Here is an 11739-nt window from a genome sequence, read left to right as displayed (position 1 = left end):
GGCGAGCTCGCTCCTACAGGGTTTGGTTTACTCGCCGATCGCGGCTTTGTAGCCGGCAGCGTCCAGCAGTTTTTCCAGCTCGGCGGGGTTGGATGGCTTGAGCTTGAAGATCCAGTTGGCGTACGAATCGTCGTTCAGCCCTTCAGGGGCATCCGCCAGACCGTCATTGACGGCAATCACTTCGCCCGACACCGGCGAGTAAATGTCCGAAGCGGCTTTTACCGACTCAACCACGCCTGCTGTATCAGCTGCGGCGAACACTGTGCCCACTTCCGGCAGCTCAACAAACACCACATCCCCCAGCGCTTCTTGCGCGTGATCGCTGATACCGACGGTGATCGAGCCATCAGCTTCCAGACGTGCCCACTCGTGACTTTCAGCAAAGCGCAGGTCCGCAGGGATATTGCTCATATTCAGTGTCCTCAAGAAGAAATGTCAGCGGCTCACACGGTACGCGAGCCTGCCAGTAAACGTTAGATCAAGGCTTTGCCAAGACGAACAAAAGTCGGTTTAACCACGCGAACCGGGTACCACTTGCCACGAATTTCTACCTCGGCACGGTCGGCCGTTGCCATCGGAACTCGCGCCAATGCAATCGATTTGCTTAGCGTAGGAGAGAAGCTACCACTGGTGATCTCTCCTTCGCCAACATCTGCGATGCGAACGACCTGATGTGCACGCAGGACACCGCGCTCTTCCAGCACCAAACCCACCAGTTTGAGCCGTGAACCGCTGGCTTTTTCTGCCTCCAGCGCTTCGCGCCCGATGAAGTTGCGCGAGGCGGGCTCCCAGGCGACAGTCCACGCCATATTGGCTGAAAGGGGCGAAACAGACAGGTGAATATCCTGCCCATAGAGGTTCATGCCAGCCTCAAGACGCAAGGTGTCGCGCGCGCCCAAGCCTATTGGAGAAATGCCGGCGCCGACCAGATCGTTAAAGAACGCGGGCGCTTGATCGGCCGGGAGCACAATTTCCAGGCCGTCTTCACCGGTATAGCCGGTGCGGGCGATAAACCAGTCGCCGCTGACCTGCCCTTCAAAGGGCTTGAGCTGCTGAATAAGCTGGCTACGAGACTGGCTCACCAGCTCGGCCACTTTGTGCCGGGCCTGTGGGCCTTGAATGGCCAGCAGCGCCAACTCGGGACGCTCGTGCAACTGCACGGCGTAGCCGCCCAGGTGGCTGTTCATCCAGGCCAGGTCCTGATCGCGGGTGGCGGCGTTAACGATAAGCCGATACCCCGTCGGCATCAGGTAGACGATCATGTCGTCCACCACCCCACCGTTTTCGTTGAGCATGGCGCTATACAGTGCGCGGCCGGGTGTGTTCAGACGTTCGACATCGTTTGCCAACAAATGCTGTAGCCATTCCTTGGCCTGATCCCCGGTGACGTCAATCACGGTCATATGCGAGACATCAAAAACCCCACAGTCGCGGCGCACCTCATGGTGTTCCTCAACTTGCGAGCCGTAATGCAAGGGCATATCCCAACCGCCAAAATCGACCATTTTCGCGCCGAGGGCGAGATGCAGGTCATACAGAGGCGTACGCTGTCCCATGGGTCTCTCCTTCCGGGCTTGGCGAAGGTGCGGACAGGCTTGTAGAACGTTTGAGGCTGTTGAAACAGGCCTTTGCGCGTTTAACAAACGACCTGGCCTGACAGACAGACCGCACCGAATGCCGCGCATTGTAGCCGTATGCAGGAGGACTGGCACCTAACCGTTGTGATAGGCCGAGCGGCGAATCAGGCCGATCACCGGTAGCAAACCCACCAGCACCAAGGTCAATGCTGGCAGGGACGCCCGCGCCCACTCGCCCTCACTGGTCATCTCAAAGATCCGTACCGCCAGCGTGTCCCAGCCGAATGGGCGCATCAGCAAGGTGGCAGGCATCTCTTTGAGGACATCGACAAACACCAGCAGCGCAGCACTCAGCGTGCCCGGCAGGAGTAACGGCAGATACACTTTGAAAAACAGTCGCGGGCCACTCACACCCAGGCTACGGGCCGCCTCGGGCAAAGACGGTCGAATCCGCGCCAGGCTGTTTTCCAGCGGGCCATAAGCCACTGCGATAAAGCGCACCAGATACGCCAGCAACAACGCCGACAAACTGCCCAGCAATAGCGGCTTCCCCGCACCGCCCAACCAGCCCGACACCGGTACCACCAGCTCGCGGTCCAGGTAGCTGAAAGCCAACATGATCGACACCGCCAACACCGAGCCCGGCAAGGCATACCCGAGGTTCGCCAGGCTGACCCCGGCGCGAATCGCCGGGGTCGGCGCCTGACGCCGGGCAAACGCCAGCACCAGCGCCACGCAAACTGTAATCAGCGCGGCCATGCTGCCCAGATACAGGGTGTGCAGGATCAGCCCGGTGTAGCGCTCATCCAGATCAAAACGCCCGCGCTGCCAGAACCACACCACCAATTGCAGCAGCGGGATGACAAAGGCGCAGGCAAACACCAGCAGGCACCAGCCGCTGGCCAGCCAGGCCTTGAGGCCGCGCAAGTGATACAAGGCCTTGACCCGTGGCCGCTCGTTGCTGGCCCGGCTGGCACCCCGCGCCCGGCGTTCACCGTAAAGCACGACCATCACTACCAGCAGCAACAGGCTGGCCAGTTGGGCGGCGGTCGACAGGCTGAAAAAGCCGTACCAGGTTTTGTAGATCGCGGTGGTAAAGGTGTCGAAGTTGAACACCGAGACGGCGCCAAAATCGGCCAGAGTTTCCATCAGCGCCAACGCCACACCGGCGCCAATGGCCGGGCGCGCCATGGGCAAGGCGACCCGCCAGAACGCCTGCCACGGGCTTTGCCCCAGAATGCGGGCGGCTTCCATCAGGCCTTTGCCCTGGGCCAAAAAGGCGGTGCGCGCCAGCAGGTACACGTAGGGGTAGAACACCAGAATCAACACGATGATCACGCCGCCGGTGGAGCGTACCCGAGGCAGCCGCAAGCCCATGCCAAACCATTCTCGTAACAGGGTTTGCACCGGCCCGGCGAAGTCCAGCAGGCCGACAAAGACAAACGCCAGCACATAGGCCGGAATCGCAAACGGCAGCATCAGCGCCCAGTCCAGCCAGCGCCTGCCGGGGAACTCGCAGAGGCTGGTCAGCCACGCCAGGCTGACCCCAAGCAAGGTCACCCCAATGCCCACGCCAACAATCAGCGTCAGCGTGTTGCCCAGCAGGCGCGGCATCTGCGTGTCCCACAAATGACTCCAGATCTGGCCGTCAATGTTTTGCCAGGACAGCAGCAAAACGCTCAGCGGCAGCAACACCAGAGCGGCAATGGCAAAGACCAGCGGATACCAGCGACGTTGGGCAGGATGGGCCACGAAAAACTCTCGGAAGGGTTGGTGCGCAGGATTGTAGGGCGCGCGGCGATTAAAAGCCCCTCACCCTAACCCTCTCCCGGAGGGAGAGGGGACTAAGAGCAAAAGCAGGTCTGTGTAACACCACCATTAAGCTCCCTCTCCCTCTGGGAGAGGGTTGGGGTGAGGGTGGGCTTTATTAATTCCAGCCAGCGCGGTCCATCATGCGGATCGCCTCAGCCTGGCGCTTGCCCGCGACTTCAACCGGCAGTTCGTCAGCCTTGAACTTGCCCCAGCTGGCCACTTCGGCCGATGGCTCAACGCTCGGGTTGGCAGGGAATTCCTGGTTGGTGTCGGCAAAAATCGTTTGGGCTTCAGGGGTGGTCATCCACTCCACCAGCGCTTTGGCAGCTTCTGGATGAGGCGCGTACTTGGTCAGGCCAATACCCGACAGGTTGACGTGAACCCCGCGGTCGGCCTGGTTCGGCCAGAACAGTTTTACCGCCAGGTCAGGCTTTTGCTTGTGCAGGCGGCCGTAGTAGTAGGTGTTGACGATGCCGACGTCGCATTGCCCGGCGTTGATCGCTTCCAGCACCGCGATGTCATCGGAGAACACGTCAGTGGACAGGTTGTTGACCCAGCCCTTGAGGATCTCTTCAGTTTTTTGCGGGCCATTCACTTCGATCATGGTCGCGGTCAGTGACTGGTTGTAGACCTTCTTCGCGGTGCGCAGGCACAGGCGCCCTTCCCACTTTTTGTCTGCCAGCGCTTCGTAGGTCGACAGCTCTTCTGGCTTGACCCGGTCGGAGGCGTAAGCAATGGTCCGCGCGCGCAGGCTCAAGCCCGTCCACTCGTGGCTCGAGGAGCGGTATTGAGGCGGAATGTTTTTATCGATGATCTCGGACTTGATCGGCTGCAAGATGCCCATTTGCTCGGCTTGCCACAGGTTCCCGGCGTCTACGGTGAGCAACAGGTCAGCCGTGGCGTTTTGGCCTTCAGCCTTGATGCGCTGCATGAGCGGCGCTTCCTTGTCGGTAATGAACTTGACCTTGACCCCGGTTTTCGCGGTGTAGGCGTCAAATACCGGCTTGATCAGCTCGTCGATGCGCGAGGAATAAACCACCACTTCATCGGCAGCAAAAACGCTGCTCCCGAACACGGTAAGGGCCAGGGCAGTCAGTAGACGCTTGGGTGCCAGCATGGAGGGCGGTCTCTCTAATGCGAATCGGGCGTAAATGGTAGTGAATCACATTTGCCAGCTCAACCGAACTCGCCCCCGAGGCGTTACCAGATGTTGCAGACAACCAAAATCTCCCTGTAGGAGCGAGCTTGCTCGCGATCTTTTGGTCTTTAAAAGATCGCGAGCAAGCTCGCTCCTACAGGGTCCGCGTTCGATTAGATGTATTCCTACAAAGCCTTGGCCAGCGGCGGCAGGTCGCCGGTGAGGCCCAGCGCCTGGCGCACGAACAGGGCTTTGGCTTCGGGCATTTGGTTGACCCATTTCAAGCCGGTGTTGCGCACCAGCCGCGCCGTCAGCGAGTCCGACTGGAACAAGCGTTCAAAGCCTTCCATGGCCGCCATCAGCGCCAGGTTGTGGGGCATGCGCCGCCGCTCGTAGCGGCTCAGCACCCGCACATCGGCCAGTCGCTCACCACGGTCCGCCGCGTGCAGCAGTACATCGGCCAGCACGGCGGCATCCAGAAAGCCCAAATTCACGCCCTGCCCGGCCAGCGGGTGAATGGTGTGCGCCGCATCACCGATCAGCGCCAGGCCTTCGGCTACGTAGCGTTTGGCATGGCGTTGGCGCAGCGGCACGCACACTCGCGGGTCGGCACTGAGCACCGTGCCCAGGCGGCCTTCAAAGGCAAATTCCAGTTCGCGGCAAAACCCCTCGTCGTCCAGCGCCATCAACGCCTGCGCTTGTTCCGGGGTGGTCGACCAGACGATTGAACACCAGTCTTGCTGCCCTTCGCGCTCCAGCGGCAAAAACGCCAGCGGGCCATGGTCGGTGAAGCGCTGCCAGGCGGTCTGCTGATGCGCCTGTGCGCAACGCACGCTGGTGACGATGGCGTGATGCTGGTAATCCCACTCGCGGGTCTCACAGCCGGTCAGGCGACGCACAGCCGAGTTGGCACCATCGGCGGCGATCACCAGCGGCGCGCGCAAGGTGCGGCCATCAGCCAGGGTCAGCAGCCAATCGTCAGCCGAACGGCGCATTTGCTCCAGGCGTGCGTTGGCCAGCATCTGGATACCGGAGTCTTGCAGGCGCTCCAGCAACGCGTCCTGCACCACACGGTTTTCAACGATATGGCCCAGCACGTCGGCGTGCACACTGGCCGCCGAAAAGTGGATGTGCCCGGTGCCGCTGCCGTCCCACACGTGCATGTGCGAGTACGGGCTGGTGCGCCGTGCGCGAATACCGTCCCAGGCGCCAAGGCGTTGCAGGATGCGCTGGCTGGCGGCCGACAAGGCGCTGACCCGGGGTTCAAACGTGTCTTGTGCGGTGAAGGGTTTGACGCTGAGCGGGCTGCCGTCGAGCAACACCACGTTCAGCCCGCTGTCTTTGAGCGCCAGCGCCAAAGCGCTTCCGACCATTCCGGCCCCGACAATCAGCACATCTGCGCGCATTTCCATGCTTTAAGCCTGTCTCGCTAGCGGCCTGCGCCGCATCTAAAAAGGGTCGACACGGGGCACCGTAAACGCCCCGGCCGCTATCAGCTGTCTGCGCGCGTGCCCAGGCCCATGGCCTGACGGGCAAACCAGCGCTTGGCAGGCGGCAGTACATCGAGGCCCAGCAACCCCAGATTGCGGCCAAACGAAATCAGCGTCTGGTCACTGCCAAAAAGCCGCGTCACTTGATCGGAGAAGCCAATGGTCAACTGCTGGTCTAGCTGTTGACGCTGTTGATAACTCAGCAAGGTGGCCAGCTCGCCGGGCTTTTGCTCGCTGGCCAGCAAGGCATCGGCCAACGCCTGGGCGTCACGCAACGACAGGTTGAAGCCCTGACCGGCAATCGGGTGCAGGCTGTGCGCCGCGTTGCCCAGCACCACCAGGTGCGGACGCACCTGCTCTTCGGCCTCAACCAGCACCAGCGGGTACAAGTGGCGTGCGCCGACGTGTTCAAGAGTGCCCAGGCGATAGCCAAATACAGCCTGCAACTCGCTGAGGAAACTGCGCTCATCAAGTGCCGCCAGACGCTGAGCGTCCATGCCCAGGCGGGTCCAGACCAGCGCGCAGCGGTTGTCGGGCAACGGCAGTAAGGCCATCGGCCCTTCGTCGGTAAAACGCTCAAACGCCATGCCGTCATGGGGCTGGCTGGTGGTGATGTTGGCGATCAGCGCGCTCTGGTCATAAGGCCGCTTGCGCACATGAATGCCCAACTGCTCGCGCAGGCCGGAACGCCCGCCATCGGCCAGCACCGCCAAGTCGCAATCGAGGGTGGTTTCATCATTGAGAGTCAGGCGATAGCCATCCTCAAGCGGCTGCATGTGGATAACTTCAGCCGGGCATCGCCAACTGATGACGTCCGGGTCCAGACTTTTCCACAGGCATTGGCCGAGCCAGGCGTTTTCGACCACGTAACCGAGTGCAGGCACGCCTTCATCGCTGGCCGACAAGCGCGCGGTAGAGAAACGCCCGCGATCGGACACGTGAATGTCTTTGATCGGCTCGCCCCGTTCAACAATCGATTCCCACACGCCCAAGCGCTCATAAATGAGCCGGGCGCCATAGCTCAGCGCCGATGAACGGGCGTCGTAGCTCGGCTGGTAGGTGTTGCCGGGGGCGAAAGGTTCGATCAGCACGATTTTCCAGCCGCGCGCCTTGGCGCCGGCCTGCAACGCCAAAGCCAAACTGGCACCGACCAGGCCACCGCCAATAATTACCAGATGCACGCGACTCATGCCGCGTTCGCCCGTGCGGCCGCCATCAAGGCTTCAATCTCGGCAACGGTTTTGGGCACGTCGCCAGTCAGGATTTCACAGCCATTTTTGGTGACCACCACGTCGTCCTCGATGCGCACGCCAATCCCGCGCCATTTTTTGGCGACGTGCGGGTTGTTCGGGCTGATGTAGATGCCGGGCTCAACGGTCAGGGTCATGCCGGGTTCCAGCACGCGCCACTCACCGCCCACTTTGTATTCGCCAACGTCATGCACATCGAGCCCCAGCCAGTGGCCAGCCCGGTGCATGTAAAACGCTTTGTAGGCTTCGCTGACAATCAGCTCGTCAACGTCGCCTTGCAACAGGCCCAGTTCAACCAGCCCGGCGGTGATCACCTGAACGGTTATTTCGTGGGCCTGGTTCCAGTGTTTGTTCGGCGCGATTTCGCTGAACGCGGCTTCTTGCGCGGCCAGTACCAGCTCATAGATGGCTTTTTGCTCGGGGGAAAACTGACCGCTGACCGGGAACGTACGGCTGATGTCACTGGCATAGCAGTCGATCTCGCAGCCCGCATCGATCAGCACCAGGTCGCCGTCCTTGAGCAGGGCGTCGTTTTCCTGGTAGTGCAGGATGCAGCTGTTATCACCCGATGCGACGATCGAGCCGTAAGCCGGCATTTTCGCGCCACTTTTACGAAATTCGTAATCCAGCTCGGCCTCCAGGCTATATTCGTGCAGCCCGGCGCGGCTGGCCTGCATCGCACGGATGTGCGCGCGGGCCGATATTTGCGCCGCGTGGCGCATGACCTTGATCTCTGCCGCCGATTTATACAGACGCATGTCATGCAGCAGATGATCCAGCGCAACGAATTCGTTGGGCGGCTGGGCGCCGAGGCTGGCCTTGGAGCGAATGGTGTTGATCCACTCCATGAGGTGGCGGTCGAACTCGGGGTTGTTACCCATCGCCGAATACACCCGGTCGCGGCCTTCAATCAGCCCCGGCAAAATGTCGTCAATGTCGGTGATCGGGAAAGCATCGTCCGCGCCATAGTCACGCATGGCGCCCTCTTGCCCGGCGCGCAAACCGTCCCACAATTCGCGTTCGGCATTGCGTTCGCGGCAAAAAAGCACGTACTCGCCGTGGGCACGACCGGGGATCAGGACGATCACCGCCTGTGGCTCGGGGAAACCGCTCAGGTACTGGAAGTTGCTGTCCTGGCGGTACACATATTCAACGTCGCGATTGCGCACAGCCACTGCGGCAGCGGGCAGGATCGCGATGCTGTTGGGCTCCATCTGCGCCATGAGCGCCTTGCGGCGGCGGGTGTATTCCGATTTCGGGATATGGATCATGGGCAGACGGGTTCCTTCTTGAAGATCAATCAGTGCAGCGAAGGTTTCGCAGCAGCAGCCTCGGCAGGCTTTTTGGTCTCGGTGAACAGCAGCAACGGCGCGACGCGCAGGTATTCCATGACTTCCATGTAGTCGCTTTCGCCGTCATCCGACTCTTCCAGGGCGTCTTGCACCTGAGCAATGGCGGCCAGGTCCTGCAGCACTTCCTTGCCTTCTTCGCTCAAGGCATTGTCACGGTAGTTCAGGCCAAAACCGGCCAGGAAACCCTGGCACCATTCGCCCAGCGCAGCCGCGCGCTCGGCCAGTGGCACGTCATCGGACGGCAACAGCAGCACGACGGTCATGTCGTCACCGGTCAGTTCACCCTTGACCATCTCTTGCAAACCGATCAAGGCATTGCGTACGTTGTCACTGATTTCATTTTCGCTTTGGAACAGTTCGGTCGCGTCAGCCAGCCAGCCGTCGTGATCGAAGCCGGCGCCAGCCGCGCTGCGACCCAGCAACAGGCCGTGCAGTTCTGCAGGCGAAACAGTGTGGCCGCTGGTAGACAGCAGGTTGGCAAAGGCGTGATACGGGGAGTTCTGAATAGGCATGGTCAGCTAGGCGCCAAGCGGCGCTATGTCTAGAATGGAGGCCTTGTATCCTAGCATCGGCAGACGGGCTAGACCATCGAGGCGTCAACTGGCTTGGCAGTCCCCCTCCATCAGAAAATACACAGTAGGACACAATGGAAGACAGCGACCTGCATGCACTGATGGCTAGACTCGAGTTGCTGATTACACGAGTCGAGCAACTTAAACGCCAAAACGGACTCTTAGTAGCTCAGGAAAAGACTTGGCGCGAAGAACGCGCGCACCTCATTGAAAAAAACGAAATCGCCCGGAACAAGGTGGAATCGATGATTTCGCGTCTCAAAGCCCTGGAGCAAGACTCATGAGTACAAGCAGTAGCGTCACCGTACACATCCTCGATAAAGAGTATTCGATCATGTGCCCCCAGGAAGAGCGCGCCAATCTGGTGAGTGCTGCACGTTACCTGGACGGCAAGATGCGCGAGATCCGCAGCAGCGGCAAAGTCATCGGGGCTGACCGTATCGCCGTGATGGCCGCACTCAACATCACCCACGACCTGCTGCACAAGCAGGAAACACCTGAAGTACAGACCAGCAGTGCAACGCGTGAACACGTCCGCGACCTGCTCGATCGCGTCGATCTGGTGCTGGCCACTGATCCGAACGAACGTCAGAGCTGATTCAAAACGTTTCTTTGGGGTATACTCTCGCCACTCCCTGGAGTATTCGCCAGTTAGCGATGTCCCTGAGCCGATTCGCAATACCCTGGAGCTTGCACGTTGGGCCGGTGTGCATGTCCGCTAGACGGAAAGCCTTAAGGTCTACTGCAACTTCCACCTTGAACTTTCGGGTTCAAGGGCCAAGCCGACAGCGGTACGTCGGGGAGCCTGATTTCCAAGTGCAATGCCAGCCTGCTGCTGGCATTGGCTGACTACGAGCCAACCGCCCGGTGGGCTCGATCTCGAACAGCACGCCATCATGACCGAACCTGCGACGCCCTCCCGCCCGCAACTTCGCCGACTGCTGCGTAAAGCCCGCCGCGAATTGTCGCCGTGCGAGCAACGTCAGGCAGCCCGTGGCCTGTATCGGCAGCTGGCGCAGCATCCGTTGTTTCGCCGCGCCAAACACATCTCGCTGTACCTGCCCACCGACGGTGAAATCGACCCGCGCTTGTTGCTGCGTGAAGCACAGCGCCGGGGCAAGATCACCTACCTGCCGGTGCTCAGCGCCTGGCCCAGAACCAAGATGGTGTTCCAGCGTTATGCGCCGGGCGAAAAGCTGATCCCCAATCGCTTCCGGATCCTGGAGCCGCGCATCAATCGCGCGCGCCAACGCAAAGTCTGGGCTCTGGACCTGGTGTTGCTGCCGTTGGTGGGGTTTGATGCGAAGGGTGGCCGACTGGGCATGGGCGGCGGATTTTATGACCGCAGCCTCGCGTACCTGGCGCGCCGCCAACGCTGGCGCAAACCGACGCTGCTGGGCCTGGCCCATGAATGTCAAAAAGTCGGGAGTCTGGCCCAAGCCAGCTGGGACGTACCGTTACACGGCACGGTCTCGGACACGCAGTGGTACGTCGCGCACTGACCCTCAAGGCATCACGTTGCAGCGATGCCTTCGTTCATGAGTGGTTAGCGTTTGAAAGGTTGTACTTGCTGTTGCGCCAGTTCAATCGGTGAATCGTTTGAAGTTGACCAGAGGCTTTGCGCATAACCGGTTGTCACCACGCCCAGACCGAACAAAATAACCAGCACCCACAGTAAATCCGGTTTGCGTTTCATCGATTGCCCCCCTTCAGGCACATCAACACGATGACAGCAACGGTTTTTGTTATAGGCCGTGCAGCAACGTCAAGCTTAAAATGGCGGCATTCTGAGGCAACACGAACAGACACGCAAACGCTGGTGTCAACCGATTGTCGGTTTATCCAAATGTTGCCCAGCAAAATAACTACGCCATGTTTCAGGAGTCGAAAGAATGGCCTATTGGTTGATGAAATCCGAGCCTGACGAGTTTTCAATCAAGGACTTGCAGAAGATCGGCGAAGCTCGCTGGGACGGCGTGCGCAACTATCAGGCGCGCAATTTCATGCGTGCCATGGCCGTGGGCGACGAGTTTTTCTTTTATCACTCAAGCTGCCCGGAGCCGGGTATTGCTGGAGTCGGCCGAATCGCCCAGGCTGCTTACCCGGATCCGACCGCCCTCGATCCCGAAAGCCATTATTTCGACCCCAAGGCCAGCCCCGAGAAAAACCCGTGGAGCGCACTGCAAGTCGCCCACGTGCACACCTTCCCCAGGGTGATCAAGCTCGACTACCTCAAACAGCAAAGTGCACTGGCTGAAATGCCGCTGGTACATAAAGGCAGTCGCTTGTCGGTGATGCCGGTGACGGCTGAACAATGGGCGGTGGTGATGGGGTTGCTGTAGCCCCACCTGCAACTCCACCTGTAGTCGCTGCCGCAGGCTGCGATTTGGGTCGCAGCGACGTTGAGAAAACGGGTTGCTCCGCAACCCTTGTCAGCTCTTCGCAGCCTTCGGCAGCGACTACAGGCAACTTTCGGCTTTAGCGTCTACGCTCTGATCTTCCTTTGACTGGCATCAAGTGCCCTGCGCCTTGAAACCGTCAAACTAGA

Annotated in this window: 13 protein-coding genes and 1 other RNA gene; 5 read left to right on the top strand and 9 right to left on the bottom strand. The window is 60.3% G+C overall.

All coding sequences use genetic code 11. The annotated features are described in order from the left end of the window. Positions 1 to 27: 27 nt before the first annotated feature. The 8 genes from gcvH to GHO32_RS02125 form a co-directional block, all read right to left on the bottom strand. Positions 28 to 411: a glycine cleavage system protein GcvH gene (gene gcvH, locus GHO32_RS02160; protein WP_123750981.1), complete on the bottom strand. Its 384-nt coding sequence runs from the start codon at positions 409 to 411 to the stop codon at positions 28 to 30. Positions 412 to 473: 62 nt separating this feature from the next. Further along, positions 474 to 1556, bottom strand: coding sequence for a glycine cleavage system aminomethyltransferase GcvT (gcvT, locus tag GHO32_RS02155; protein ID WP_048366874.1), 1083 nt, complete (start codon positions 1554 to 1556; stop codon positions 474 to 476). 156 nt (positions 1557 to 1712) lie between these two features. After that, positions 1713 to 3329: an ABC transporter permease gene (locus GHO32_RS02150; RefSeq protein ID WP_368668459.1), complete on the bottom strand. Its 1617-nt coding sequence runs from the start codon at positions 3327 to 3329 to the stop codon at positions 1713 to 1715. 175 nt (positions 3330 to 3504) lie between these two features. Beyond that, the gene (locus tag GHO32_RS02145) at positions 3505 to 4506 is read right to left on the bottom strand and encodes an extracellular solute-binding protein (protein ID WP_153336495.1); all 1002 of its coding nucleotides are present in this window, start codon (positions 4504 to 4506) and stop codon (positions 3505 to 3507) included. Between the two features lie 206 nt (positions 4507 to 4712). After that, a complete protein-coding gene (locus GHO32_RS02140) occupies positions 4713 to 5933 on the bottom strand; it encodes a 2-octaprenyl-3-methyl-6-methoxy-1,4-benzoquinol hydroxylase (RefSeq protein ID WP_164488134.1) in 1221 nt (406 codons plus the stop codon). A gap of 86 nt (positions 5934 to 6019) precedes the next feature. After that, positions 6020 to 7207: a 2-octaprenyl-6-methoxyphenyl hydroxylase gene (ubiH, locus tag GHO32_RS02135; RefSeq protein ID WP_153336496.1), complete on the bottom strand. Its 1188-nt coding sequence runs from the start codon at positions 7205 to 7207 to the stop codon at positions 6020 to 6022. After that, positions 7204 to 8538, bottom strand: coding sequence for a Xaa-Pro aminopeptidase (gene pepP / locus GHO32_RS02130; RefSeq protein WP_153336497.1), 1335 nt, complete (start codon positions 8536 to 8538; stop codon positions 7204 to 7206). The genes ubiH and pepP overlap by 4 nt, the downstream gene beginning before the upstream one ends. A gap of 29 nt (positions 8539 to 8567) precedes the next feature. After that, complete coding sequence (locus GHO32_RS02125) at positions 8568 to 9131, bottom strand: YecA family protein (protein ID WP_153326037.1); 564 nt, start codon at positions 9129 to 9131, stop codon at positions 8568 to 8570. Positions 9132 to 9265: 134 nt separating this feature from the next. Here GHO32_RS02125 and GHO32_RS02120 point away from each other — a divergent pair, with 134 nt between their 5' ends. The 4 genes from GHO32_RS02120 to GHO32_RS02105 all read left to right on the top strand — a co-directional run bounded on the left by GHO32_RS02120 (position 9266) and on the right by GHO32_RS02105 (position 10693). Continuing rightward, positions 9266 to 9475, top strand: a complete 210-nt coding sequence (locus GHO32_RS02120) for a TIGR02449 family protein (protein WP_048366881.1) — start codon at positions 9266 to 9268, stop codon at positions 9473 to 9475. Then, positions 9472 to 9789: a cell division protein ZapA gene (locus GHO32_RS02115; RefSeq protein WP_048366882.1), complete on the top strand. Its 318-nt coding sequence runs from the start codon at positions 9472 to 9474 to the stop codon at positions 9787 to 9789. Before GHO32_RS02120 ends, GHO32_RS02115 begins: the two co-directional genes overlap by 4 nt. A gap of 31 nt (positions 9790 to 9820) precedes the next feature. Then, a non-coding RNA gene (gene ssrS / locus GHO32_RS02110) (6S RNA) lies at positions 9821 to 9998 on the top strand. An 89-nt stretch (positions 9999 to 10087) separates the two neighbouring features. After that, positions 10088 to 10693 (top strand): 5-formyltetrahydrofolate cyclo-ligase, encoded by a 606-nt coding sequence (locus tag GHO32_RS02105; RefSeq protein ID WP_153336498.1) that lies wholly within the window; start codon positions 10088 to 10090, stop codon positions 10691 to 10693. A 44-nt stretch (positions 10694 to 10737) separates the two neighbouring features. Here GHO32_RS02105 and GHO32_RS02100 read toward each other — a convergent pair whose 3' ends face one another. Beyond that, positions 10738 to 10887 carry a hypothetical protein gene (locus GHO32_RS02100; RefSeq protein ID WP_088500273.1) on the bottom strand — a complete coding sequence of 50 codons (150 nt, stop codon included), beginning with the start codon at positions 10885 to 10887 and terminating at the stop codon, positions 10738 to 10740. Between the two features lie 196 nt (positions 10888 to 11083). Here GHO32_RS02100 and GHO32_RS02095 point away from each other — a divergent pair, with 196 nt between their 5' ends. After that, positions 11084 to 11533: an EVE domain-containing protein gene (locus GHO32_RS02095; RefSeq protein WP_153338224.1), complete on the top strand. Its 450-nt coding sequence runs from the start codon at positions 11084 to 11086 to the stop codon at positions 11531 to 11533. The last annotated feature ends 206 nt before the right edge of the window (positions 11534 to 11739 follow it).

Source organism: Pseudomonas sp. FSL R10-2189 (assembly GCF_009600325.1).
Classification (GTDB): domain Bacteria; phylum Pseudomonadota; class Gammaproteobacteria; order Pseudomonadales; family Pseudomonadaceae; genus Aquipseudomonas; species Aquipseudomonas helleri.
The sequence above is the reverse complement of the archived record's forward strand: the minus strand, read 5'-3'. Positions and strand labels throughout refer to the sequence as shown.